General features: G+C 61.9%; 22 protein-coding genes. 10 read left to right on the plus strand and 12 right to left on the minus strand.

From position 1 onward, the window contains the following. The first annotated feature begins 6 nt into the window (after window positions 1–6). Complete coding sequence (gene ppx, locus M728_RS04555) at window positions 7–1,530, plus strand: exopolyphosphatase (RefSeq protein ID WP_026619237.1); 1,524 nt, start codon at window positions 7–9, stop codon at window positions 1,528–1,530. Window positions 1,531–1,587: 57 nt separating this feature from the next. Here the strand turns inward: ppx and M728_RS04560 are convergent, their stop codons facing one another. Continuing rightward, on the minus strand, window positions 1,588–2,946 hold the full coding sequence (locus tag M728_RS04560) for an esterase-like activity of phytase family protein (protein WP_026619238.1): 1,359 nt from the start codon (window positions 2,944–2,946) through the stop codon (window positions 1,588–1,590). Between the two features lie 198 nt (window positions 2,947–3,144). Between M728_RS04560 and M728_RS04565 the strand changes: the two genes are divergently transcribed. Then, the gene (locus M728_RS04565) at window positions 3,145–3,552 is read left to right on the plus strand and encodes a DUF2000 family protein (protein ID WP_026619239.1); all 408 of its coding nucleotides are present in this window, start codon (window positions 3,145–3,147) and stop codon (window positions 3,550–3,552) included. On the opposite strand, the gene M728_RS04570 is transcribed toward M728_RS04565, so the two are convergent. The 4 genes from M728_RS04570 to M728_RS04585 all read right to left on the minus strand — a co-directional run bounded on the left by M728_RS04570 (window position 3,524) and on the right by M728_RS04585 (window position 8,774). Next, window positions 3,524–4,591 carry an adenylate/guanylate cyclase domain-containing protein gene (locus M728_RS04570; protein WP_026619240.1) on the minus strand — a complete coding sequence of 356 codons (1,068 nt, stop codon included), beginning with the start codon at window positions 4,589–4,591 and terminating at the stop codon, window positions 3,524–3,526. The genes M728_RS04565 and M728_RS04570 overlap by 29 nt on opposite strands. A 165-nt stretch (window positions 4,592–4,756) precedes the next feature. Then, window positions 4,757–5,908 carry a ribonuclease D gene (gene rnd, locus M728_RS04575; RefSeq protein ID WP_026619241.1) on the minus strand — a complete coding sequence of 384 codons (1,152 nt, stop codon included), beginning with the start codon at window positions 5,906–5,908 and terminating at the stop codon, window positions 4,757–4,759. 81 nt (window positions 5,909–5,989) lie between these two features. Further along, window positions 5,990–7,393, minus strand: coding sequence for a multicopper oxidase family protein (locus M728_RS04580; protein WP_034883109.1), 1,404 nt, complete (start codon window positions 7,391–7,393; stop codon window positions 5,990–5,992). A 142-nt stretch (window positions 7,394–7,535) separates the two neighbouring features. Beyond that, window positions 7,536–8,774 carry an MFS transporter gene (locus M728_RS04585; protein ID WP_026619243.1) on the minus strand — a complete coding sequence of 413 codons (1,239 nt, stop codon included), beginning with the start codon at window positions 8,772–8,774 and terminating at the stop codon, window positions 7,536–7,538. Between the two features lie 304 nt (window positions 8,775–9,078). On the opposite strand from M728_RS04585, the gene aspS reads away from it, so the two are divergent. Both aspS and M728_RS04595 read left to right on the plus strand, forming a co-directional pair. Further along, complete coding sequence (gene aspS, locus M728_RS04590) at window positions 9,079–10,866, plus strand: aspartate--tRNA ligase (protein ID WP_026619244.1); 1,788 nt, start codon at window positions 9,079–9,081, stop codon at window positions 10,864–10,866. A gap of 203 nt (window positions 10,867–11,069) precedes the next feature. Further along, window positions 11,070–11,450 carry a rhodanese-like domain-containing protein gene (locus M728_RS04595; protein ID WP_026619245.1) on the plus strand — a complete coding sequence of 127 codons (381 nt, stop codon included), beginning with the start codon at window positions 11,070–11,072 and terminating at the stop codon, window positions 11,448–11,450. 46 nt (window positions 11,451–11,496) lie between these two features. On the opposite strand, the gene groL is transcribed toward M728_RS04595, so the two are convergent. The 3 genes from groL to M728_RS04610 all read right to left on the minus strand — a co-directional run bounded on the left by groL (window position 11,497) and on the right by M728_RS04610 (window position 14,868). Further along, the gene (gene groL, locus M728_RS04600; RefSeq protein WP_026619246.1) at window positions 11,497–13,125 is read right to left on the minus strand and encodes a chaperonin GroEL; all 1,629 of its coding nucleotides are present in this window, start codon (window positions 13,123–13,125) and stop codon (window positions 11,497–11,499) included. A 131-nt stretch (window positions 13,126–13,256) separates the two neighbouring features. Then, a complete protein-coding gene (locus M728_RS04605; RefSeq protein WP_026612583.1) occupies window positions 13,257–13,475 on the minus strand; it encodes a hypothetical protein in 219 nt (72 codons plus the stop codon). Between the two features lie 199 nt (window positions 13,476–13,674). Continuing rightward, window positions 13,675–14,868, minus strand: a complete 1,194-nt coding sequence (locus tag M728_RS04610; protein ID WP_026619247.1) for a hypothetical protein — start codon at window positions 14,866–14,868, stop codon at window positions 13,675–13,677. A gap of 411 nt (window positions 14,869–15,279) precedes the next feature. Here M728_RS04610 and parC point away from each other — a divergent pair, with 411 nt between their 5' ends. Both parC and M728_RS04620 read left to right on the plus strand, forming a co-directional pair. After that, window positions 15,280–17,556 carry a DNA topoisomerase IV subunit A gene (gene parC, locus M728_RS04615; protein ID WP_026619248.1) on the plus strand — a complete coding sequence of 759 codons (2,277 nt, stop codon included), beginning with the start codon at window positions 15,280–15,282 and terminating at the stop codon, window positions 17,554–17,556. 162 nt (window positions 17,557–17,718) lie between these two features. Then, window positions 17,719–18,057: a helix-turn-helix transcriptional regulator gene (locus M728_RS04620; protein WP_026619249.1), complete on the plus strand. Its 339-nt coding sequence runs from the start codon at window positions 17,719–17,721 to the stop codon at window positions 18,055–18,057. Window positions 18,058–18,133: 76 nt separating this feature from the next. Here the strand turns inward: M728_RS04620 and M728_RS04625 are convergent, their stop codons facing one another. The 4 genes from M728_RS04625 to hemB all read right to left on the minus strand — a co-directional run bounded on the left by M728_RS04625 (window position 18,134) and on the right by hemB (window position 21,531). Next, the gene (locus tag M728_RS04625; RefSeq protein WP_026619250.1) at window positions 18,134–19,039 is read right to left on the minus strand and encodes a DMT family transporter; all 906 of its coding nucleotides are present in this window, start codon (window positions 19,037–19,039) and stop codon (window positions 18,134–18,136) included. A gap of 3 nt (window positions 19,040–19,042) precedes the next feature. Beyond that, on the minus strand, window positions 19,043–19,822 hold the full coding sequence (locus M728_RS04630) for an arginyltransferase (RefSeq protein ID WP_026619251.1): 780 nt from the start codon (window positions 19,820–19,822) through the stop codon (window positions 19,043–19,045). Window positions 19,823–19,971: 149 nt separating this feature from the next. Next, entirely contained in the window at window positions 19,972–20,436 is a 465-nt protein-coding gene (locus M728_RS04635) for an RDD family protein (RefSeq protein ID WP_026619252.1), read from the minus strand. A gap of 81 nt (window positions 20,437–20,517) precedes the next feature. Further along, on the minus strand, window positions 20,518–21,531 hold the full coding sequence (gene hemB / locus M728_RS04640; RefSeq protein WP_026619253.1) for a porphobilinogen synthase: 1,014 nt from the start codon (window positions 21,529–21,531) through the stop codon (window positions 20,518–20,520). Window positions 21,532–21,710: 179 nt separating this feature from the next. Here hemB and M728_RS04645 point away from each other — a divergent pair, with 179 nt between their 5' ends. The 4 genes from M728_RS04645 (at window position 21,711) to glyA (ending at window position 25,953) form a co-directional block, all read left to right on the plus strand. Beyond that, window positions 21,711–22,148, plus strand: a complete 438-nt coding sequence (locus M728_RS04645; RefSeq protein ID WP_026619254.1) for a DUF6163 family protein — start codon at window positions 21,711–21,713, stop codon at window positions 22,146–22,148. 130 nt (window positions 22,149–22,278) lie between these two features. Further along, window positions 22,279–22,791 carry a transcriptional regulator LdtR gene (gene ldtR / locus M728_RS04650; protein ID WP_026619255.1) on the plus strand — a complete coding sequence of 171 codons (513 nt, stop codon included), beginning with the start codon at window positions 22,279–22,281 and terminating at the stop codon, window positions 22,789–22,791. 349 nt (window positions 22,792–23,140) lie between these two features. After that, entirely contained in the window at window positions 23,141–24,472 is a 1,332-nt protein-coding gene (locus tag M728_RS04655; protein WP_026619256.1) for a murein L,D-transpeptidase, read from the plus strand. Window positions 24,473–24,657: 185 nt separating this feature from the next. Beyond that, the gene (glyA, locus tag M728_RS04660; protein ID WP_026619257.1) at window positions 24,658–25,953 is read left to right on the plus strand and encodes a serine hydroxymethyltransferase; all 1,296 of its coding nucleotides are present in this window, start codon (window positions 24,658–24,660) and stop codon (window positions 25,951–25,953) included. The last annotated feature ends 4 nt before the right edge of the window (window positions 25,954–25,957 follow it).

A 25,957-nucleotide genomic window follows, 5' to 3' on the forward strand; every position in this document is an offset into this window, starting at 1 on the left:
AATTGCATGGTCGAATCTGAAGCGCAGGGGCGTTTGCCCGGCATCCGCCCGGTCTCCGTTGTGGATATCGGGTCGAACTCCATTCGCCTCGTTGTCTATGAGGGGTTGAGCCGTTCGCCGGCGATGCTTTTCAACGAGAAAGTGATGTGCGGTCTCGGCAAGGGCATCGACGCGACAGGCCGCATGGAGGACGAGAGTGTCCAGCGCGCGCTGAAGGCGCTGCAGCGTTTCCGGGCGCTCTCCGACCAGGCGCGCTCGTCAAAGATGTATGTGCTGGCAACGGCCGCCGCACGCGAAGCGACAAACGGCGCAGCCTTCATTGAAAAGGCGGAAGCCATCCTCGGACAAAAGGTGCGGATCCTGAGCGGCGAGGAGGAAGCCTATTACTCCGCGATGGGTATTGTCAGCGGCTATCACGATCCGGATGGTGTCGTCGGCGACCTCGGCGGCGGTTCGCTGGAGCTCGTAGAGGTCGAAGGAAGGCGCATCGGCAACGGTATAACGCTGCCGCTCGGGGGTATCCGCCTCTTCGAACACAGCAACGGCTCCCTGAGCAGGGCACGAACCTGGGCACGGAAGTTCATGAGGAGCGCCGAGGTCCTGACGAAGGGAACCGGACGCAACTTCTATGCCGTTGGCGGAACGTGGCGATCCATCGCCAAGCTTCACATGGAGATGCTCAATTATCCGCTGCATATGATGCAGGGCTACGAGATCTCCTTTGACGAAGCGATGGCGATCCTGACCGAAGTGATCGAACCGAAGAACCTCAAGCCGTCCGCCTACGCGACGATCTCCAAGAGCCGCCGAAGCCTCTTGCCTTTCGGTGCGGTGACGATGCAGGAGGCGATCTCTATCATGAAGCCCGGGCGCATCTCTTTCTCTGCGCTTGGCGTTCGCGAAGGCTACCTGTATTCGCTACTTTCCGATGAGGAGCGTCTGCAGGACCCGTTGCTGGCGGCCGCCGACGAGATCGCCATACTGCGCGCCCGGTCCCCGGAACACGCCCGCGAGCTTGCCGAATGGACCGGCCGTATGGTGCCTTACTTTGGCATCGAGGAAACCGAGGAGGAGAGCCGCTATCGTCAGGCTGCCTGTCTCTTGGCCGACATCAGCTGGCGCGCGCATCCGGACTATCGCGGCCTGCAGGCCCTCAACATCATCGCCCACTCGGCCTTCACCGGCATTACCCATGCCGGTCGCGCCTATATCGCACTCGCGAATTACTATCGTCTCGAGGGCCTCAACGACGATGGTGCCACAAGTCCGCTGGCCGGTATCACGACCCCGCGCCTGCTCGAACTGGCGAAGCTCCTGGGTGGCCTGCTGCGCGTCGCCTATCTCTTCTCGGCATCCATGCCGGGCGTTGCGCGCCATTTGACATTGCGGCCATCGCAACAGCCGGATATCGATCTCGAATTCGTGGTTCCGGCGGCCTATGCCGATTTCGAGGGCGAGCGCCTGGATGGTCGCCTCCAGCAACTCGCTAAGCTGACCGGCAAGAGGCTTGCCTTCCGCTTCGAGCGCTGAGCGCTTTTCACAAGCAGGAAGCGGCCGCGCGGGTATTCCGCGCGGCCGCCTCCATTGTTATTCGGCCTTCAGGAATTCGCCGACCTCGAGCAGCACGAATTCGTTGTCGTCCGCCTTGTCGAGGGAGCGTCCGGCGGAGAAGGGCAGGTTGTTGTCGTTGCCGACGACGATGTGCGTTTCGTCCACGCGGTCGACATTCTCGATTGTGACGAAGGGCATATCATAGTAGCCCTCGCCGCCACCCTGGCGCTTCCGGTTGTCCGGATCGGCAATCTTCAAGAGATCGATGTAGCCGATCTTGCGCACCGCCTTGCCGACGTTTTCCTCGCCCATCTCGATCTTGTAGATGCGCTTCAGTTTCGACCCGATCGCGAAGCAATCCGGCTTCGGATCCTTGGGATCGGCGCAGGCCTTGTCGACGGTGCCAGCGCCATTGTCGCGCTCGATCACCAGCGCGGTTTTCTCGTCGAGCATGTTGAAGTCGCCGATCGCCTCGCCGCCTTCGGCGAGCGGATAGAGCCAGCTGCGCCCGGTCCAGGTCTTGGCTGCGGCATCGAGCTCGACGATCCTGAGCGCAGGGCGGCCATTCGCCTGCTCCACCGTTTCATTGTCCGTCCAGATCGGCCCCTCGAGCAGGCCGTAGAGCTTCGTGCCGTCCTTGGACAGCGCCAGCCCTTCGTAACCGCCCGATCGTTTCAAATTGAAGACCGGCATCCTCTTTGAGGGGTCTGCCTGTAGGGTCAACATCGGATTGTCGGGCGAGAGTACCGGCTTGCCGTCAACCGTCGTCGAAATGACGTCGGTGAGCTTGCCGGTGGTGTCGAACTTCAGGACGTAGGGGCCGAATTCCTCACCGACCCAGAAGCCGTCGGCGACGGGCTGGATCGACTCGACGTCGAAATCGCCGCCGGTGAGATAGCGTGTCGCCGAACCTTCCATGACGATCGGGAAGGGCGCCTTGCGGTCCGGATCGGACAGGAAGACGGTCTCAAGCGCTTCGATCTTGCCGGCGTCCCAGTCGATCTTGATGTGGTGCAGCATCAGCATCGCGTCGGTCGAGTTGAGCTTGTTGCCGAAACCGTTGTCCGATAGGCTCCAGAAGCTTCCGTCCTCCATCGCCTTGATGCCGGAAAAGCCCTGCATTGGCTGGCCGTTGAAGGGGAGTGAAAGACCCGTCGGGCGAACGCCGTCCTTGCCCGGCACGCTACCGAGCTCGGTCGCGCGCTTGCGGTCGGCTGTGGAGAACTTGCCCGAGGTCTTCAGATAATCCGCGGCATCGGCCGGAGCAGCGATGATGGTATTGGCCGGAAGGACCGCGTGCGCCTTCAGCGTCGCCGGGAAAGCTCTCTCCTCGGCAAGTGCCGCACTCGACATCAAGAGCGTCAACGCCACGGTGGCAAAAAGGGATCTCGTCATGAAGTTCACCCGAGTTGGAGGAAAGGACGATCCCCGATAGGCGGCTTTGATGACGGTTGCTTGATGCTTGTTTTACAGGCCCGTGAAGCTTTGATGACAGCGGAGCCAGCCTCGGTCCGGCTTGTGCACGAACGTTCAAGATTGTGGCGGCCGGCTTGGCTAACCTCGGCTCTGGAAAACCAAAGCGGGCCTGCCGTCATGTTCGACACGAAATTTGCAATTGTCCTGCGCGATGATCTCGCGGTGTGGCAGAAACTGAACGTCGCCGCCTTCCTGGCGACCGGCATTGCCGGACAGAAACCGGAGATCATCGGCGAGCCATACCGCGACGTCGCGGGCAATGTCTACAACGCGCTCAGCATTCAGCCGATCGTCGTGCTTTCGACGGACGGTTCGACACTCAGCAACATCCAGCGGCGCGCCCTCGAAAGAAACGTCCAGACGTCGATTTACGTCGATCAGATGTTCTCGACCGGCCATGACCACGCGAACCGCGAGGTCTTCGGGCAATTCGGGCCGGATGACGCCGCCATTGCCGGCATCGCGATCCATGCGGAAAGGAAGATCGTCGACAAGATCACGAAGGGAGCGAAGCTACACGGCTAGCGGAATTTGGCGTTTGTTTCAGCAGACCGCCGGCGCAAAGCGACAATACCCCGAGCTTCTGGCCGCGACCTTTGAGCTCGTGTTCGCCGAGATCTTCGCTTGTCACGAAAGCGGGCAGGCGCATGCGCCGTGCCAGGTCGGCCGAAATCAGGACCTGCCGTTCGAGCGTTCGGCAGAGCCCTTCGAGGCGCGACGTCGTGTTCACCGTGTCGCCGAAATAGGTGATCTTGTGCCTGTCCACTCCGATCTCGGCAGCAACGATCGTCCCGCCGTGGAGTGCGGCGCGCAGGCGCGGGATCTCGCCGTAATCCTTGCTCCAGCGGTGGGCGTCCGTTTCGACCTGGTCGAGGATGTCGAAGACGCAGCGAATACAGGCTGCGTCCGCAACCGCGCGATCGAAAGACCAACTGATGACGGCCGCGTCGCCGATATAGTCGTCGATCGACCCGCCGTAGCGCAGGACCGGGTCGGCGAGCGTTGCGAACAGCCTTCCGAGATACTCCTGCATCTTGAGGTCGCCGAAGCGCTCGGCGAGAGACGTAGAGCCGGCGAGATCGATAAAGAGGAACACGCGCTCCTCCTGCACCGGCTTTCGGTAGCGTCCGGTTAGAAGGCTGAGGAAGACGTCGCGGCCGAGCAGTTCGCGCACCCTGAGGACGAAGACGATCGGACCGGAGGTTGCAAGCGCGTACAGAAGTACGTTGAGCGACGGCAGCATCGCATCGGCCCTGCTTTCGCGCAGGAGACCGGTAAGGTGCAACAGGAGCCCGGCGGCCGCGTAACCGATGTTGCCGAACGTGAGGTAGACGGCCAGGGACGCGAGAAGAAAGGCCGGGGTCGGCAGGCCGTGGATCCTCCGGTAGAGACGTCGGAAGATGATGTGCCGTTCAAAGGCGAGAATCGGCATGCACATGAACAGCGCATAGGTTGCGCCGATCAGACCACCATCGCCGTAGACCACCCACGCATAGGCGACGCCGCTGCCGGCGACCGCCAGCAGCAACAGAATGATGTCGAGCGTGGAAAATCTCCAGCGCATGTGGGGAGGCCTCGAAACCGGAAAGCATGCAGGACGATCGCGGATCGGACGGCGGTCCGCGATATGTTCAGATAGCTGATTCTGGGCCTTCGACCGGAATCAGCCTTTCGATTCGTCCTGGCTAGAGATCGATTCAGGCGGAAAGTTGTCCAAAGAAGCGCGGCTTCAACCGGGGATTTCGATCGCCTCGACCTTCTTGCCGACGAAGCGCAGCGCCACCTCTCCGTTGATGAGCTTCAGCGCCGGCTCGCCGAAAAGTTCACGGCGCCAGCCCTTGAGGGCGGCGACATCGGCCTTCTCGCCTTCGGCGGCGATTCGGTCGAGATCGTCGCTGCTGGCGATGATCTTGGCCGCGACGCCTTCCTTTTCGGAGATGAGCTTCAACAGGACCTTCAGCAATTCCCCCGCCGCCGCAGCACCCTCCGGAGTATGATTCTGGCGCGGCAGACGCGGCAGTTCGGTTTTCGGGATCGACAGAGCCTCGCCGACGGCCTCGACCACCGCGGTGCCCGCGCCGGAGCGCTCCCAACCCTTGGGGATGGTTCTGAGGCGCCCGAGGGCTTCGGCGTCTTTCGGCTGCTGCTGGGCGATTTCGTAGATCGCATCGTCCTTGAGAATTCGGCCGCGCGGCACGTTGCGCGTGCGCGCCTCCCGCTCGCGCCAGGCAGCCACCTTCTGCAGCACCGCAAGCTCGACAGGCTTTCTCACGCGCATTTTCAGCCGCTGCCAGGCATTGTCGGGATGCAGGTCGTAGGTCTCCCGGCTTTCAAGGATCGCCATTTCCTCGGCAAGCCAGGAGGAGCGCCCCTCGCGTTCCAGTTCCTTGGTCAGGTACTGGTAGATGTCCCTTAGATGCGTCACGTCGGCGAGCGCATAGTCGAGCTGCTTGTCCGTCAGCGGCCTGCGGCTCCAGTCGGTGAAGCGCGACGACTTGTCGATCTGCTCGTTCTTGATGCGGTTGACGAGCTGGTCATAGGAAACGCTGTCGCCGAAGCCGCAGACCATCGCCGCCACCTGCGTGTCGAAGAGGGGATGCGGAATGAGATCGCCGAGATGATGGATGATCTCGATGTCCTGGCGGGCGGCATGAAACACCTTGAGGACATTCGGATCGGCCATGAGAGCGAAGAACGGCGCAAGGTCGATCCCCGGCGCCATCGGGTCCACGATGACGGCCATATCGGGGCTCGCCATCTGGATCAGGCACAGTTCCGGCCAGAACGTGGTTTCACGCAGGAATTCTGTGTCGATCGTAATATAGCTTGAGCGGGCCAGCTTTTCGCAGGTGGCCTCCAGATCTGCTGTCGTTTGAATCATCGGGTTTTAAATCACTGTGGCAAAAATGCGGCTTGAGCCTTTCCGTGTATCGTCTCGCAGCATCTGTCACAATCGAAATTGTCAGACAATTCTGAAATAAGCGGTCATGCCGGTCTTTTGATGTTCGATGATGTGGCAATGGATCACCCAGTCGCCGGGGTTGTCGGCGACCAGTGCCACTTCCGCCTGTTCATCCGGCCGGAGCAGGATCGTATCCGTCGGCGGCGGGAGGAAGCTGCGCTTGTTCGAGGCAAGGATGCGGAAGCTTAAGCCGTGCAGGTGGATCGGATGGGCATGCGGCGTGCGATTCGCGATCTCGAGCACATAGGTTCCTCCAAGCTTCAGTTCTTCGATCGGCGCGACGGGGTCGGACGTATCACCCGGCCAGGGGGTCTTGTTCATCGCCCAGAACGTGTAGCCGAGCGAACCGCAAATGGAGGACGTCGCCTTGTGCTCGGCGGTTGCCGTGAGATCGATCGGAATTCGCTTCGCCGCCGAGAGATCGGCCTCGGCAACGAGGTTCGCCGGGAGGGCGGCCATATCCCTGAGGTCCCGCTTCAGCGAAGTGCCGACTGCCCGTAAGGCCGCGATGGTCCAGGGACTGGAGCCCCGGAAATTGCCGAGCGTGGCGCGCTCGCCCTCGCTTTCCGGCATGCGAATTGCGAGGTCCACGCGTTGGCCGGGGCCGACGTCCAGCCGGTCGAGCGGGAAGGGGGCGTCGACGGCATTGCCGTCGAGCGCGATAACCGTTGCCGGCGCGCCTTCGAGCCCGATCGTGTAGATGCGCGTGACGTCGGTTGCGGCGATTCTTACGCGCACGAGCCCTCCGGCGGGGACGTCATAGACGGGCTCCCGCTGCCAGTTCGCCGTCCTCACGGTCCCGTACGTTCCGCCGCGCGCCGCATCGCGTGGCTTGAACGGATCGATGAACCTACCGCCGGCGCCGAGCCGCCAATCGCGCAGATTGAGGATGATCTCCGCGTCAAAGGCCGGATCTTCGGGATTCTCGACGACGATTACGCCGGTGAGCCCGCTTCCCATCTGCGTCAGCGTGTTGCAATGCGGATGGTACCAGAATGTCCCCGCATCGGGTGGCGTGAAGACATAGTCGAATTGATCGCCCGGATAGACGTAGGGCTGGGTCATTCCCGGCACGCCGTCCATCGCATTCGGGATTCTGAGGCCGTGCCAGTGGACCGTCGTCGGTTCGTCGAGACGATTGAACAGCCTAGCCGCATAGGCCTCACCCTTGCGCATCCTCAAGACCGGCGGCATGCCAGGTTGGGTCCTTTCACCGAGACCGTAGGTCATCACCTTGGAGGTGACGCCATCGGCCGCGATCTGCGCCTCGGTAAACTGCGCGGTCAGGATCTGCGGATCGGGCGCCGCGCCCGCCCTGGCCGCGACGCCGACGCCGAGCGCAAACGCGCCGCCAAGCGCGACCGAGCCCTGGAGGAATGTTCGGCGGCGGAGCATCGGCGTCATGGCGTTTCGATTCCAGTGGGCGAAGCGGAGTCGGCGAAAAGACCCCTAATGGCCTTTCTCCGGGGAAGCGATTGGCTGTTTCTAAACATGATTTTTGCTTTCAGCAATTCGGCGCAGCGCGCATCTTGCCGCAGGCGGAGGGTTAGGGTTCCTTCTTTGATTGGCCCCCGCCGGCAAGCTTATTGAAGAAGGAGGAGGTGCGCAGCAGGTTGCGGAAGGGCATCGAGCGCTCCTGCGCCGGAACGGATGCGCGGGCCGTCATGCGCTGAAGCGTGTAGAGCATGAAGAGGGCGAGGATCACCGCGGTATAGATGAACAGCGCCTGCGGTCCGAAGATATCGAGCATGAACGAAGCGAAGAGCGGCCCGATGATCGCCCCAAGCGACCAGAAGAAAAGCATGCCGGCGGAGACCAGCGCGTGCTGGCCTTCCGCTGCGTGATCATTGGCATGCGCCGAACAGAGCGAATAGAGCGGCATGGCAAACGCGCCGAAGGCAAAGATTCCGGCGAAGTTCAGCCATTCGTCACCGCCGGCGCCGAAGGCGAGAAAGAGGCTCGCGAGGAGGGAGCCGAAAGTGGCGATCAGGATTATCAGCCGCCGGTCGATCTGGTCCGAATAATGGCCGAGCGGATATTGCAGTACGACCCCGCCGATGATGCCCGCGCTCATGAAGGTCGCAATCGCCGTCACCGAAAGGCCGATCCCCTGCGCATAGATCGGTCCCAGTGAGCGGAAGGCGGCGTTGGTGAGACCCACGACGATGCAGCCGATTGTCGCGAGTGGCGAGATGTTCCAGAGCGCCTTGATGTCGAAGCGGATCGCTTCCGGAGCGACTGGGCTCGAGCGGTCGGCGAACGAGATCGGCACGAGCGAAAGGGTGAGCGCCATCGCGATGATCGCGAAGAGCTCGAAGCCGCCGATGCCTATTCCGGGGATGAGGTACTGCGCCGCAGTCACTGAGCCGAGATCGACGAGGCGATAGACCGATAGAGTGCGCGCCCGATTGGCATTGGTGACGCTGGCGTTCAGCCAGCTTTCGACGGTCGCGAAGAGGCTCGCGAAGCAGATGCCGGCGACGAGGCGCATCAGGAACCAGAACCACGGATCGATGAGAAGCACCATGGCGATCGCGGCCGCCGACGCGATTGCCGCCATTGCCGAGAAGGTGCGGATGTGCCCGATCGCCCGCAGAATGCGGGTGACGTAGACGCAGCCGATCGCGAAACCGACATTGTAGCCCGCGCCGACGAGACCGATCAATGAGGTCGAAAATCCCTCTTCAAGTGCCCTGAGCGAGATGAAGGTGCCCTGCAGCCCGTTGCCGCCGATGAGAATGCCGGCGGTGATGAGGAGCGGGATGAGCGGGCGAATCTGGGACATGACAGGAAGCATCCGATTGCGGCCGCGACTCGCAAGGCCTGTGCGGCCCTGATACCCTGTCTAGCGATCGCCGTTCGCGGGGGACAGTCGCGATTTGTGACCCTTTTCGGTCTTTCTGCGCCCTGCCGGTTGCTTTGGCGGCGAAGGCCGGTGATCTACGGTCCGGATTGGTACTCTTGTCGGCAAACCACGTCGCGGCCTTGACAAAAGCGGCGCATCATGCGCTTTTCCGCCCGACTTTGAACATGCCGCCGTGCGCCGTTTTGCGAGCTGCGCGGCCTTTTTGCAATTCCAGGACTAGATGATGCACCGTTACCGCAGCCACACCTGTGCCGCTCTCCGCAAATCGGATGTCGGCTCCACCGTTCGCCTCTCCGGCTGGGTTCACCGCGTCCGCGATCATGGCGGCGTGCTGTTCATCGACCTGCGCGATCACTATGGCCTGACACAGGTTGTCGCCGATCCGGACTCGCCGGCCTTCAAGATGGCCGAGACCGTGCGCGGCGAATGGGTCATTCGCGTCGACGGCATCGTCAAGGCGCGCACCGAAGAGACCGTCAACAAGAACATGCCGACCGGTGAGATCGAGCTCTATGCCCGCGAGATCGAGGCTCTGTCCGCCGCCAAGGAACTGCCGCTGCCGGTTTTCGGCGAGCCGGACTATCCGGAAGACGTGCGCCTCAAGTACCGCTTCCTCGATCTCCGTCGCGAGACCCTGCACAGGAACATCGTCAAGCGCACGGAGATCATCGCCGCCATGCGCCGGCGAATGACGGAGATCGGCTTCACCGAATACACGACGCCGATCCTGACCGCCTCGTCGCCGGAAGGCGCTCGCGACTTCCTGGTGCCGAGCCGCCTCCATCCTGGCAATTTCTACGCGTTGCCGCAGGCGCCGCAGCAATATAAGCAGCTTCTGATGGTCGCCGGCTTCGACCGCTACTTCCAGATCGCACCCTGCTTCCGCGACGAGGATCCGCGCGCCGATCGTCTCCCTGGCGAATTCTACCAGCTTGACCTCGAGATGAGCTTCGTCGAGCAGGAAGACGTCTGGGACACCATGGAGCCGATGATCCGCTCTATCTTCACCGATTTCGCCGGCGGCAAGCCGGTGACGGAAAAGTTTCCGCGCATCCCCTATGACACGGCGATCCGCAAATACGGTTCCGACAAGCCGGATCTCAGAAACCCGATCGAGATGCAGGAAGTCACGGACCATTTCGCCGGCTCCGGCTTCAAGGTCTTCGCCAACATGATCGCCTCCAACCCCAGGGTGGAGATCTGGGCGATCCCCGCCAAGACCGGCGGCTCGCGCGCATTCTGCGACCGCATGAACGCCTGGGCCCAGAGCCAAGGCCAGCCGGGTCTCGGCTACATCTTCTGGCGCAAGGAGGGCGAGAAGCTCGAAGGCGCTGGTCCGCTCGCTAAGAATATCGGCGAGGAGCGCACCGATGCGATCCGCACGCAGCTTGGTCTCGACGACGGTGACGCCTGCTTCTTCGTCGCCGGCGAGCCGGCGAAATTCTACAAGTTCGCCGGCGAGGCGCGCACCAAGGCCGGCGAGGAACTGAACCTCGTCGATCGCGACCGCTTCGAACTGTGCTGGATCGTCGACTTCCCGTTCTATGAGTGGAACGAGGATGAGAAGCGCGTCGACTTCGCCCACAACCCGTTCTCGATGCCGCAGGGCGGCCTCACAGCGCTGTCCGGCGATGATCTCCTGTCGATCAAGGCATTCCAATACGACATGGTCTGCAACGGCTTCGAGATTGCCTCGGGCTCTATCCGCAACCAGTCGCCGGAGCTGATGGTGAAGGCTTTCGAGAACGTCGGCCTCAGCCAAGCCGACGTCGAAGAACAGTTCGGCGGTCTCTACCGCGCCTTCCAGTACGGTGCCCCGCCGCACGGCGGCATGGCCTTCGGTATCGACCGCATCGTCATGCTGCTGGTCGGAGCCAAGAACCTGCGCGAGATTTCGCTCTTCCCGATGAACCAGCAGGCGGTCGACCTCCTGATGGGCGCGCCATCGCCGGCGACGCCGGCGCAGCTCAGGGAGTTGGCGATCCGTCCGATCCCGCAGAAGAAGGACTGATCTTTTCGAAAAACCCGGCGATGACCTAGCCGGGTTTTTCTTTGGACTCGGGAAGCCGAGCAGGAAGCAATCTCGTCTGCGACCGCTCGTTGCGGGCATGCCCTTGGATCCCCCGAAAATGTTATTCGATGCTCGCCTTGACAGAGGTGCCTTCAAAGCGTTCCCTTTCTCCGTTGCTCCATGGCAACCTATTGGAGGGAACGATGGCGAAGAACGTCAAGGACCTGTTGGCAGAAGCAAATAGTGCCGTCCCGAAATTGTCTCCCACTGAGGCCGCCGATAAGATGCGCTCCGGTGATGTGCTCATTGTCGATGTTCGCGATCCGACGGAGGTTCTGCAAACCGGCAAGCTCAAGGGGGCGGTGAACGTTTCGCGAGGGATGCTGGAGTTTCGCGCCGACCCGGAGAGCCAATACCACAATCCCGTATTCCAGAAGGACAAGACGATCCTGCTTCATTGTGCCTCCGGCGGCCGTTCGGCCCTTGCGGGCAAGACGCTTCAGGATATGGGCTATACGTCTGTGTTCAACATCGGCGGCTTCAAGGAACTCGCCGAGGCGGGGATTGACACGGAGCCCGCGTGAGGGAAGGGGCGTCGGGGCGCGAGGACCGCGCCCCGTTCAACTACGCTCAGAAGTCCATGCCGGGGGTGGGCGGCATCTGCGGCTGCCCATCCTTCTTCGGCTTCTCCGCGATCATCGCTTCTGTCGTCACGAGAAGACCAGCGACAGAGGCGGCGTCCTGCAGCGCCGTGCGCACGACCTTGGCCGGGTCGATGACGCCCATGTCGAAAAGGTCTCCGAATTCCCCGGTCTGGGCGTTCCAGCCATAGGCAAATTCCGGTTTCTCTTTGAGCCTCCCGACGATAATCGACCCTTCGGCACCCGAATTCTCGGCGATTTGGCGAACGGGTGCCTCGATCGCCCGGCGGACGATCTCGATTCCCACGCGCTGGTCGTCATTGGCTGTCGCAAGGTTGTCGAGCGCTCTGACGACGCGCAAGAGCGCAACGCCGCCGCCGGGCAGGATGCCTTCCTCGACCGCGGCGCGTGTTGCGTGCAGCGCGTCGTCGACGCGGTCCTTCTTTTCCTTGACCTCGATCTCGGTCGAGCCGCCGACGCGAATAACGGCGACGCCCCCGGCAAGCTTGGCGAGCCGCTCCTGCAGCTTTTCCCTGTCGTAGTCCGAGGTCGTATCCTCGATCTGCGCCTTAATCTGGGCGACGCGGCCCTTGATGTCCTCCTTGGAACCGGCGCCGTCGACGATCGTCGTCGTCTCCTTTTCCACCATCACGCGCTTCGCGCGGCCGAGCGTATCCACCGACACGTGTTCGAGCTTGACGCCGAGTTCCTCCGAAACCACGGTGCCGCCCGTCAGGATCGCGATGTCTTCCAGCATGGCCTTGCGGCGGTCGCCGAAGCCGGGTGCCTTCACGGCCGCCACCTTCAGACCACCGCGCAGCTTGTTGACGACGAGCGTGGCGAGCGCCTCGCCCTCGACGTCTTCGGCGATGATGAGAAGCGGCTTGCCGGCCTGGATGACCGACTCGAGGACGGGAATCATCGCCTGGAGGTTGGAGAGCTTCTTCTCGTGGATGAGAATGTAGGCATCCTCCAGCTCGACCCGCATCTTCTCCTGATTGGTGATGAAATAAGGCGACAGATAACCCCGGTCGAACTGCATGCCCTCGACGACCTCGAGCTCTATCTCGGCGGTCTTCGCCTCCTCGACGGTGATCACGCCTTCATTGCCGACCTTTTCCATCGCTTCGGCGAGATAACGGCCGATTTCGGCATCGCCATTGGCGGAAATGGTGGCGACTTGGGCGATTTCCGCATTCTTGGAGACCTTGCGGGCATTGTTCTTGAGTTCCTTGACGATCGCGTCGACCGCGAGATCGATGCCGCGCTTCAGGTCCATCGGGTTCATGCCGGCAGCAACGGCCTTGGCGCCTTCGCGAACGATCGCCTGCGCGAGCACAGTTGCGGTCGTCGTGCCGTCGCCGGCGACGTCGCTCGTGCGGGAGGCGACTTCGCGCAGCATCTGCGCGCCCATGTTCTCGAACTTGTCCTCGAGTTCGATTTCCTTGGCAACGGAAACGCCGTCCTTGGTGATTCGCGGCGCGCCGAAGGACTTTTCGATCACCACGTTCCGGCCCTTGGGGCCAAGCGTGACCCGGACGGCGTTGGCCATGATATCCACCCCGCGCAGCATCCGATCGCGGGCATCGGTGGTGAATTTGACTTCCTTGGCAGCCATGTGGCCCTCCCTCAACACGGAATTTTTGCGATGTCTTCGTGCCCGCTTCCGTATCGGCGGGCATCGCTCCTTAACGGCCGCCTGAAACGCGCAGAGCAGGGCACCTCTGCTCTACGCCGTCGTTTCCACGTTCACTCCTCGTCGTCGTCGGGCGTCAGGATGTCGATCAACGCCGCGACGCGGCCGGCCGGAAGATGGCGGCCCTCGCCGATCAGGGCCTCGTCGTTGTTGACCCAAGCGATCGCTTCGGCAAGCTCGCTCGCGGTCGCGCCGGTGGCAAGAAGTTCGGCCATCAAAGTTTCGTCGACGGGCCCTAGAATGGCGGTGATATCCGACTGCTTCAGTCCCATGGCGTACTCCTTCCGTTTCATCGGTCGGCAATTGCCCAACTGTCGGCAACCGATGAAATAGATAGGCGGTGGCCTTTAAGCATCAAGCGGCATCATAGCATCAATCTCCGGGACAAGAAAAAACCCGGCGACAGTGCCGCCGGGTTTTGCGTTCCAGATGGGGCCCGCACGGCCGCACCTCGTCGATGCATCGCGAGGTTCAGTCGTTCGCCGTCACCTTGACGCCGAGAACGGAGGGGATCGTGTTCGGTGCGCCCATGGCGGCGCCCATGATCATGGGGAACGGCACCGGCTTCTCCGGCTCGGCGCTGATGGTGAGGCTCTTCGGAGCGTCGAGATAGGCGTTGACCGCGGCCGATACCTGGTTCTGCAATTCCGGGATGTTGAGCTGCGCCATCATGATCGGCACCATGGCTTTCAGCGACTGCGCCAGTTGCTCGCCCGTGACGCCCTGTTGGCTGCCGGCGTAGTCGAGCGCCTTCTTGGTGATCGAAGCGTCGTCGAAACGGATCGAGGCGCTGTTGAACGTCAGTTGCTGCATGAGGCCGAGCATGGCGAGACCCATGGCCTGGTTAGCCTCTTCCTTGTTCGGATTGGCTTGTGCGGCCTTGTTCGCCTCCTGCAGCGCCTTCATGAACTGAAGCGTGTAGCCGGAGAAATCCATGGCGATGTTCAGCCGGCCGATATTCTTGAAGTCGAGCGCATATTCCTCGACGGCGAGATTGCCGCTCTCGAGTTCCCAGCTTCCCTTCATCGTCATCTGGCCGTCGATCTGCTTCAGGCCGAGCTTCTCGATCGCGTCCTTTGCCTTGGCGTCCTCGACTTCCGAGAGATCGGCGTACAATCCATTCATTGTGCCATCGAAATCGAATCCGGCATCATTTTCCCGCCGGGTCAGATTGCTCTCGATGCTGGCGATCTTGAACACGTCCTTGCCCTTGACCTTGACCTCCATCGGGCCGGTGCCGAACGACTCGTAAAGCAGAATGTCATCGATGGTGCCGCCCGAGGCATTGGCGGGAATCGAAAGGCCGCCGATCGCGATATCCTTGATGGAGACGCTGTCCTCTTTCTCGCTCACATTGACGTCTGCGAAGGAAACCGTTTCGGCGTAATAGCCACCCCCGTCGGTTTCCTCGACGCCTTCGAACGTCACGTCGCCTATTTTGATCGACTCGCCGGGCTGTGCTGCCACCTGCAGTTTGACGCCGCTCGCCGTCACCACATCGCCGTTCGCTTCGGCCTTGTCAAAGGTAACCGACGTGCCGTTCACCTCGAACGCGGCACTCAGTTTCTTCATCATGTCCGCGCCGTCCAGGGCGAAGGCCGGGCCGGCAAGCGTGAGGAGGGCGGCGCTGGCCATCATCAGGCGGATCGTGCGCGTATGCGTCATTGCGTTGTTCCTTGTAAAAAATGTTTGATTGTGAGGCTGTTTCGGAGGTGTGCTGCAGATAGTTTTGGCGTTGGTCGTGGAATGCGTCAACTACGTCCTTGCGCGCCAGATGACAGGTCGCGCGAAGGCGAGGACACCGAAGTAATTCGGTCGCTCACGTTCCAAGTTTGACACGTCCATTCATTCCCGCCCCTGACCGGCCAAATCGGCAGGTCCGACACTAATCCGAAACGGGGCGAATTTATATCGCCGAGTCGGATGCCGGTTGTTCCCTGCGGATCATGCTTTCCGGAAAATTACCGGGCCACGGTTGCTGCAACCGAAGATATAGGCAAGGCCCGCGGCGCGTTCTCCACAGTGCGATTGCCTCGGATTCTTGCCGTCGGGGAGCGGTTGCGGTAGCAAGGGCATATGGGACAAAGCCTTTTGCCGCCCTCTGGCGGCGATGACCACATTCAGCCGGTTGACCTCAAGGCGGCGCTGGAAGAGCGCTATCTCGCCTACGCGCTGTCGACCATCATGCATCGCGCGCTGCCGGACGTCCGCGACGGACTGAAGCCTGTCCATCGCCGGATCATTCATGCGATGAGCGAGATGGGGCTCAGGCCCAACTCCTCGTTCAAGAAATGCGCCCGCATCGTCGGCGATGTAATCGGTAAGTTCCATCCGCATGGCGACCAGTCGGTCTACGATGCGCTGGTGCGTCTCGCTCAGGATTTCTCGCAGCGCTACCCCGTGGTCGACGGGCAAGGCAACTTCGGCAATATCGACGGCGACAATGCCGCCGCCTATCGTTACACCGAAGCGAAGATGACCGAGGTCGCGGCCCTCCTTTTGGAGGGGATCGATCAGGACGCCGTCGATTTCCGTCCGACTTACAACGAGGAGGACCAGGAGCCGACGGTACTTCCCGGCGCCTTCCCGAACCTTCTCGCCAACGGCGCGTCGGGTATTGCCGTCGGCATGGCGACGTCGGTCCCGCCGCATAATGCCCATGAGCTCTGCGATGCGGCGCTCTATCTCATCCGGCACCCGAATGCGACGGTGGAGGACTTGCTCTTCGACCCCGCCAACCCGCAGCGCGGCGGCATCGAGGGACCGGATTTCCCGACGGGCGGCATCATCGTCGAGAGCCGCGCCAGCATGATCGAGTCCTATCGGACCGGCCGCGGCGGCTTCCGAGTCCGCGCGCGCTGGGCCGTGGAGGAATTGGGGCGCGGCGGCTATCAGATCGTCGTCACCGAAATTCCCTACCAGGTGCAGAAGTCGCGCCTGATCGAGAAGATCGCCGAGTTGCTCATCGCGCGCAAACTGCCGCTGCTCGAGGATATCCGCGACGAATCGGCAGAGGATGTGCGCATCGTTCTCGTGCCGAAGAGCCGCTCGGTCGACGCCAACATCCTGATGGAATCGCTCTTCAAGCTGACGGAGCTCGAAAGCCGCATTCCGCTCAACATGAACGTGCTGTCGATGGGCCGCGTGCCGCGGGTCATGGCGCTGAACGAGGTGTTGAGCGAATGGCTGGCGCATCGCCGCGAGGTCCTGCAGCGGCGCTCGCGGCACAGGCTCGCCGCGATCGACCGGCGGCTGGAGATCCTCGGCGGCTACCTCATCGCCTACCTGAACATCGACGAGGTCATCCGCATCATCCGTGAGGAGGACGAGCCGAAGGCAGTGATGATCGAGCGCTTCGTGCTCACCGACAACCAGGCCGAAGCGATCCTCAACATGCGCCTGCGCTCCTTGCGCAAGCTCGAGGAATTCGAAATCCGCACCGAGTTCGACGCGCTTTCGAAAGAGAAAGCGGAAATCGAGGCGCTGCTCGCTTCGGATGACAAGCAGTGGCAGGCGGTCGCCTGGGAGATCGGCGAGGTCAAGAAGAAATTCGCCAAGGCGACCGAACTCGGCAAGCGCCGCAGTTCCTTCGCCGAGGCCCCGGACGCCGATGTCGAGGCCATCCAGCAGGCGATGATCGAAAAGGAGCCGATCACCGTCGTCATCTCGGAGAAGGGCTGGATCCGTGCCCTCAAGGGCCACATCGCGGACACCTCGTCCCTCCAGTTCAAGGAGGGCGATGCGCTGAAGGTGGCATTTCCGGCGCAGACGACGGACAAGATCCTTGTCTTCACGACGGGCGGCAAGGTCTACACGCTCGGCGGAGACAAGCTGCCGGGCGGACGGGGTCACGGCGAGCCCTTGCGCATCATGGTGGACATGGAGAACGACCAGGACGTGCTGACTGCGCTCGTGCACGATCCGACGCGCAAGCTCATCATTTCCTCGGCAGCGGGCAACGGCTTCGTCGTCGCTGAAAGCGATATCGTCGCCAATACCCGCAAGGGCAAGCAGGTGATGAATGTCGCGATGCCGGACGAAGCCAAGCTCGTCGTTGCGGTCAAGGGCGATCATGTCGCCGTCGTCGGCGACAATCGCAAGATGCTCGTTTTCCCGCTCGTCCAGATCCCCGAAATGGCGCGTGGCAAGGGGGTTCGCCTGCAGCGCTACAAGGACGGCGGCATCTCCGACATCCGCTGCTTCACCATCGCCGAAGGGCTCACTTGGGAAGACAGCGCCGGCCGCGTATTCACAAAGACCAAGGACGAACTGATCGAGTGGCTCGGCGATCGTGCCTCCGCCGGCCGGATCGTGCCGAAAGGCTTCCCGCGAAGCGGCAAGTTCAGCGGCTGACGTCCCCAGACTCGGCGCTTGCAAGTCGGTACCGTCCGCGGATCAAAGTTGATTGAGAGCGCCGGGTTTTTTGCCGGTGCGCACGGAAGCTCGCTGGAATTCCTTGATCTCCTGCATGATTCCTCAAATCGGCCCGGATTTGAGAACTATGTGGCAAGGGAGATGAGTGCGATGAGTTCAGCCCTTGACGATACGTTGCTGGCGATTTCGGATCCCACCCGACGCCGCATACTCGAAATTCTCCTCGCCGGTGAGATGTCCGCAGCGGAAATCGCTGCAGCCATCGGCTTCGAGCAGGCCGTCCTCGCCAAACATTTGATTGTCCTCGAAGCAGCAGGATTGATCGCTCGGCGCCGGCAAGACGGGAAGGAGCTCGTCACGGCCGATCCCGCTCCCTTGGAAATCGCCGCGGAGTGGATCGACACCAACCGCGAACTCTGGGCCATGCGCTCGCAAATGCAGGAACTTTCGCCGGATGGCGGATCGTCCGAGCAGAGCTGATACAGCAAGGGTGGGACAACGACGTGCACGATTTTTGGTCGAACCGACCAAAATCATCTCCAGCGGCGCGGCCTGATCATCCGGTGACTTCCGGGCAGGCGAGGCGCGTCCTTGTCGCCTTGATCCGCATCTGCCACAGCGAATGGCCGAAAAGGGCAAGGACGAGGATGGCGCCGCCAAGCAGCGTCTGGCGCGTCGGGACCTCCGAGAAGGCGAACCATACCCAGATCGGCGCGAGTATCGTCTCCAGGAGATAGAACATGCCGACTTCCGGAGCGGAAAGGTATCGCGGTCCCGTTGCCAGGCAGAAAAAGGCGAGCGGGATCATGATCAGTCCGTTGAAGAGGATGTAACCGGGCTCGGCGATCGACAGGCCGCTTGACGGCAGAAGCACCAGCGCGGCGATCGCCGGGAAGATTGCGGTGGTCAGCGGCACGAGCGCCATATCCCGGCCGCTGGCGCGGCTGACGGTTATGGCACTGGCGAGCAGTAGGGCCGAGCAGACGGCCATGGCATCGCCGAAGAGGTGCCCGCTTTGAAGCCCGTCCCGGACGATCACTCCGACGCCGAAGATCATGATCGCCATCGTCAGCAGCGTGGCGTTCGAGGGGCGCTCCTTCAGGAAGATCCACGAGAGGAGCGCCGCGAACATCGAGGTGAAGGCGAGGACGAAGACGACGTTTGCGGTCGACGTGTTGAACACGGCGAGCAGGAACGTGAAGGAATTGATGCCATAGAAGAGGCCGGCGATCAGACCGGTCTTGCCGGGGATCAATGCGATGCGGCGGCCGAGCAGACGGTTGATGACGAACCAGGCCGCGATCGCGACTGCGAAAGTCGAGAGGCTGCGTACGGCAAGGATCGACCACACCTCTCCGTTTGCCGAACGGATGAGTGGTATATCGAAGGAAAGCGCAAGGCCACCGAGGCCGGTGATGGCAAGGCCGCGCCGGTGCTGCGCGGCGTCAGGGGAGAGAGGCAATTTTCAGTCCGTGGCGGTTTCGTTGGATTCGTGCTCGCCAGCATAGCGTTCCCAACCGCGCGCCATAAGGTGCTCCTGCGGCAAAAACTTTGTTTTATAACCCATCTTGCGCGACCCCTTGACCCAATAGCCGAGATAAACATGGGGCAGGCCGCGCTCTCTCGCCCGGCGGATATGGTCGAGGATCATGAAGGTGCCGAGGGAGCGCTCCGACAAAGCCGGATCGAAAAAGGAATAGACCATCGACAATCCGTCGCTCATCCGGTCGGTGAGCGCAGTGGCGATGAGAGGCCCTCTCACCTTCTCGTTGATGCCGTCGCCTTCGACCCGCAGCCGGTATTCGATGATCTTGGTGTGCACATGGGTATCCTCGACCATCATCGCGTAGTCGAGGACCGACATGTCGGACATGCCGCCCTTTTGATGGCGACAGTCGAGATAGCGGCGGAAGAGGTTGTACTGTTCGCTCGACGGCTCGGCCGGATATTCGGCCGAAACGACATCGCGGTTGGCGGCAAGCACGCGGCGCATCGAGCGTGTCGGCGCGAATTCATTGGCGAGGATGCGCACCGAAATGCAAGCCCGGCAGGTCTCGCAGGCAGGCCTGTAGGCGATGTTCTGCGACCGACGGAAGCCCCCCTGCGTGAGAAGATCGTTAAGCTCGGGCGCGCGCTCTCCCACCATATGGGTAAAGACCTTCCGTTCCATCTGCTTCGGCAGGTAGGGGCAGGCTGCCGGTGCAGTCAGGTAGAACTGAGGGGACGGTGCGGTCTGCGTGTTCATCGAGCGTGGGGATTACTCTTCGTGCGGTAGCTCATCATAATAGCATGGCCGAAGAATGGAAAACGTCAACACACTCCTTCGGGCAGGAGCGGGCAAAAGTTCAGACGGTCTACCGCTTGGTGCGAGCGGCGTCGCGCTGCAGGTTCCTGTCAGTACATGTCGCGCCGGACAGCGACGGTGCCGATCAGGAGATCATGCAGCAGCCGGCCCCGGTCGGTGAAGAGGCCGATCAGCAGGATGAGCGGTGTCAGCAGTGCGTTGGCGATCCAGAAGATCGCGAGATGGACGATGGCCGTCAGGAAATCCATGGGCCTGCCATCCGTACGGGCGATCGCGACGCCCATGATCCTCATCCCGGGCGAGGCCTGCTCGCGACCCCCGACCGTCAGTCCGAAGTAAAGCATCGCCACCAGCGCGAAGAGGATGGGATAGAGGAAAAAGCCGAGGCCGAGCGTCAGAATGCCGAGGAAAAACACGACCACCGCTGCCGGAATCCAGAGCAGCGCGACGATCACGTAGTCGAGAATGAAGGCGAGCACCCGGCGTGACAACACGCCCTGGTAGGCGCGCCAGTCCTGGCTCGGAAGTCGGAGCTCTTCGTCGTGCATGCTCATGTCAGCCCTCGCAGCGTTCCGATCACATATGGGGAGTGAATTCGGCAAAACAATGCGTGGCTTGGTTCCGCCGCCCGGCGCTCACCGTCTTGCCAATATCTTCGCCACCTCGACCGCGAAATAGCTTAGAATTCCATCGCAGCCGGCCCGCTTGAAGGCGAGCAGCGTCTCCAGCACCACCCGTTCGCCGTCTATCCAGCCATTGGCTGCTGCGGCTTTAATCTGCGTGTATTCGCCCGAAACCTGGTAGGCGAAGACCGGCAATCCGAAAGCTTCCTTCATCCGCCAGCAGATATCGAGATAAGGCAGGCCGGGTTTGACCATCAGCATGTCGGCGCCTTCCTCGACGTCCAGGGCTGCATCGCGGATCGCTTCGGTGCCGTTCGCCGGATCGATGTAATAGGTCTTCTTGTCGCCCTTGAGCAGCCCGCCGGTACCGATCGCCTCGCGATAGGGGCCGTAGAAGGCGGAGGCGAATTTCGTCGCATAGGACATGATGCCGACATTCTGGTGACCGGCCGCGTCGAGTGCCTCTCGAATTGCGCCGATCCGGCCATCCATCATTTCCGACGGCGCGATGATGTCGGAGCCGGCATCCGCCTGGATCACTGCCGCCTTGGCGACCGTTTCCACCGTCTCGTCATTGGCGATCTCCCCGTTGCGCAGAATGCCGTCATGGCCGTGGCTGGTGAACGGGTCGAGCGCCACGTCGGTGATGACGCCGATGTTCGGCACGGCCTTTTTGATGGCCCGGGTCGCCTGATTGATGAGATTGTCGGCAGCGAGGCTGTTCGAGCCGGTCTCGTCGCGGAGCGCCATGTCGATGTTGGGGAAGGTGGCAATCGCCGGGATGCCGAGGTCCGCCGCTTCCTTCACCGCCTCGACGGCCTTGTCGACGCTCATGCGGTTGACACCTGGCATTGCCTCGATCGGCTGGACGACACCGCTGCCGGGGACGATAAAGATCGGCCAGATCAGATCGTCCACCGTCAGGCGGTTCTCCTGCACCAGCCGGCGCGTCCAGTCCGCCTTGCGGTTGCGGCGCATGCGGCGATGTCCGGTGATCCTGTCCACAAGATTTGTCCTGTCGTTCATCGCGCCGCGTCCTTCTCTCGTGTTCATGCAAGCAGGCGGTTTATCACGCGTCTCAGCCAGTTGAAAACCACGTTACGGGCATCGGGCTGCGGCATTTCTTCCCGCGCGTCGTGTGCGTCACGGTGCTTTCCCGCCGTTCGTGCTGGTGGTCTGCCGGCGCTCGGCCTATCGTGCCGCCCATGCATCATGATTCTGTCCACGCACCGAAACCGTCGCTGACCGAGGTACTCTTCGGCTGGTTCCTACGTCTGGTTTCCGTGATCTGCTTCTGGTTCGCGTTGAACTATTGGGCGATGCTTATCGGCTTTTCCCATGGTGGCGCGGGGCGCTTCGATCTCTTGTCGCCCGAGTGGCGCGCGGCCGCGACAGCCCTTGCGGTCGTCTACCCGGTCGCAGCGATTGGACTCTGGCTTTTGGTCTCCTGGGGACCCGTCGTTTGGGTGGTCGCTGCCGCGACGGAACTCGCCATGGACAAGTTCTATCCGGGCATCTTTGGCCCCCGCCCGCTTCTTGTCCTGCTCCACGGGGCCGTTGCCGTGACCTTCGTTCTCTTCCGCGCCGCGCTTTTGTATCAGCGGCTGCGCCAGGCCCGGAAGGTAAGGGTTGATTCACCCTGAGACAGGCTCCGTGGACGGTAAGTACATGTTAAGGCTGCGGTTTAAGTAGAATTTTATACGTATTCGATAGGGTCTCACTCAAGGCGGGAAGACAAAGAAACACCGCCAAACGAAACAGTGAGGCAGTAAAATGAACATCAAGACGAAGTCGCAGGTTGCTGCGCCCCGAGACCCGCAGGAAGAAACGATCCGTGGTCTCTATATGGAATCCCTTCACCTCGTCGAGCGCCTGCATCGCCGCCTGCTCGACGTCATCAAGGACGAATTCGACCGCCAGGGGCGCAGCGACGTCAACGCCGTCCAGGCGCTCCTGTTGTTCAACATCGGCAACTCCGAACTCACCGCCGGCGAACTCCGCTCCCGCGGGTATTATCTCGGCTCCAACGTCTCCTATAACGTCAAGAAACTCGTCGACCTCGGCCTTATCAATCACCAGCGCTCCCGCGTCGACCGCCGCTCGGTTCGCATCAGCCTGACGGAAGAGGGACAGGAAATCGCCGAGACCGTCGCCAAGCTCTACGAGCGCCACATCGGCTCGATCGAGAAGGTGGGTGGCATCGGTTCCGACGAATTCACCAAGATGAACAAGCTCCTGCAGCGCCTCGACCGCTTCTGGAACGACACCATCATGTATCGCCTCTGATCGAGGCGGCTTCTACCTCCAGTTCCAAGGGTCGGGCGCAATCCCTGCGTGTCCGACCTTTGCTGCTTTTGCCCGATGTGGTTGTCGCCAAAGCTCCATCGAGTCTTGCGCCCGGCTCCGCCGAGACACGAATTGGCCATATTGCTATGACAGCGACGCTTCGATGCGGCAGGTCTACGCTCGTGCTTGTAACCGTGATTCGTTTCACAGTCGGCCTGCCGGGAGAGGCTCTCGCTCGCGCTATCGTGACGGCGATGTGAGAGCCGCGGCGGCACGCGGGTTTACGTTTGTTAACCATGTTCGTGCTAGGGCTCGGGCAGCGCGTTTTGCGCATTGAGATGGTGGGACTATGTCGAAAAAGAACGGAATTGATGCTTTCTCGCGCCGTGCATTTCTGCGTTCGGCCGCAATGTTTGGCGCGGCCGCCTGGGCCGGCGCCGCTGCTGCCCAGGATGCGCTGAACGAGATCATCAATTCCCCGCGCCGCGGCTCGTGGGACGACCAGTTCGACGCCAAGGCATCGCGCACGGCGACGGCGGTTCTCTCCAACACGCCCGTCTTCGGCCCCGAAACGCTCGCTCATGTGCAGCAGGCGATCTACGATCATCAGCAGATCGTCGCCGCTGGTGGCTGGCCGACGGTTTCGCCTCCGTCGACCGTTAGGCTTGAGCTCGGCGTTACCGATCCGTCCGTCCAGCAGTTGCGTCAGCGCCTGATGGCCTCCGGCGATCTGCCGCAGTCGGCCGGCATTTCCTCTTCCTTCGACTCCTATGTCGACGGCGCGGTCAAGCGCTTCCAGGCGCGCCACGGCCTGCCGGCTGACGGCGTGATAGGCGAATTCACACTGAAAGCCCTGAACGTCGACGCCAACACCCGCTTGGCCCAGCTCGAAACCAACCTCGTACGGCTTCAGTCGATGTCCGGCGATCTCGGCCGCCGCTACGTGATGGTCAACATCCCCGCCGCCTATATCGAGGCGGTCGAGAACGGCCGAGTCGTGCTGCGCCACACGGCGATCGTCGGCAAGATCGACCGGCAGTCGCCGATCCTCAATTCCAAGATCTACGAGGTCATTCTCAATCCCTACTGGACCGCGCCGCGTTCGATCGTCCAGAAGGACATCATGCCCTTGATGCGCAAGGATCCGACCTATCTCGAGCGCAACGCGATCCGGCTCTTCGACGCGAGCGGCAACGAGGTTTCGCCGGAGACGGTCGACTGGAACGCCGAGAAGGCGCCGAACCTCATGTTCCGCCAGGATCCGGGCAAGATCAACGCGATGTCCTCGACGAAGATCAACTTCCACAACGAGCATGCCGTCTATATGCACGACACGCCGCAACAGGGCCTGTTCAACAAGCTGATGCGCTTCGAATCGTCGGGTTGCGTGCGCGTGCAGAACGTCCGCGACCTCTCGACCTGGCTGCTCAAGGAAACGCCGGGCTGGTCGCGCCAGCAGATCGAGGCGACGATCAAGTCGGGGGTCAACACGCCGATCAAACTTGCCGAAGAGGTGCCGGTCTATTTCACCTACATCACCGCTTGGTCGGCAAAGGACCATGTCGTCCAGTTCCGCGACGATATCTATCAGCGCGACGGGGCAGCCGAGCTCGCCCTGCAAACGACGACGGGGATCGAGCAATCGCCCGGCGCCATCGACGCGGACGCCTTGCCGCAATAAGCAAAGTACCGCAATTCCAGACCGAGGCCGCCCGTTCCTAGGAATGGGCGGCTTTTTCATGTTCGCCAGGTCGCGATTTTTGGGCGCGGCGGATGGTGGAAATGGCGCAAACCGCACAGCGGATATTGCTCTCCGCGTGCGAGGAAGTTAAAGGAACAGCCACCCTTGAGAGGAGCCGCGAGCCCATGCTTCAACAGACCAATGACGCCTTCTTCACCCGCTCTCTCGCCGACAGCGATCCGGAAATCTTCGGTGCGATCGAGAAGGAGCTGGGTCGCCAGCGCCATGAGATCGAGCTGATCGCCTCCGAGAATATCGTGTCTCGCGCCGTGCTCGAAGCCCAGGGCTCGATCATGACGAACAAATATGCCGAAGGTTATCCGGGCAAGCGCTACTACGGCGGCTGCCAGTTCGTCGATATCGCCGAGGAACTGGCGATCGAGCGCGCCAAGAAGCTTTTCGGCGTCAACTTCGCCAACGTGCAGCCGAATTCGGGCTCGCAGATGAACCAGGCGGTCTTTCTCGCGCTCCTGCAGCCGGGCGACACTTTCATGGGTCTCGACCTCAATTCGGGCGGTCACCTGACGCACGGTTCTCCCGTGAACATGTCGGGCAAATGGTTCAACGTGGTCTCCTACGGCGTGCGCGAAAACGATCATCTGCTCGACATGGACGACGTCGCCGAGAAGGCGCGCAAGCACAAGCCGAAGCTGATCATCGCCGGCGGCACCGCCTATTCGCGCATCTGGGACTGGAAGCGCTTCCGCGAGATCGCCGACGAGATCGGCGCCTGGCTGATGGTCGACATGGCGCATATCGCCGGCCTCGTCGCCGGTGGCCAGCATCCTTCGCCGTTCCCGCATTGCCACGTCGCGACGACGACGACCCACAAGTCGCTGCGCGGTCCGCGCGGCGGCATGATCCTCACCAATGACGAGGAAATCGCCAAGAAGATCAACTCCGCCGTCTTCCCCGGTCTCCAGGGCGGGCCGCTTATGCATGTGATCGCCGCCAAGGCCGTCGCCTTCGGCGAGGCGCTGCAGCCCTCCTTCAAGGAATACGCGGCGCAGATCGTCAAGAATGCCCGCACCCTTGCCGAGACGCTGAAGGCAAACGGTCTCGACATCGTTTCCGGCGGCACCGACAACCACCTGATGCTCGTCGACCTGCGCAAGAAGAATGCGACCGGTAAGCGCGCCGAAGCGGCGCTCGGCCGCGCCTACATCACCTGCAACAAGAACGGCATTCCCTTCGATCCGGAAAAGCCCTTCGTCACATCCGGCGTCCGTCTCGGCACGCCGGCCGGCACGACGCGTGGCTTCAAGGAGGCGGAATTCAAGGAAATCGGCGAGCTGATCGTCGAGGTGCTCGACGGCCTCAAGGTCGCGAATTCCGATGAGGGCAACGCCGCTGTCGAGGCGGGCGTTCGCGACAAGGTGATGAGGCTCACCGAACGCTTCCCGATGTACGGCTATATGTGATCGG

The organism is Ensifer sp. WSM1721 (assembly GCF_000513895.2).
Lineage (GTDB): Bacteria > Pseudomonadota > Alphaproteobacteria > Rhizobiales > Rhizobiaceae > Sinorhizobium.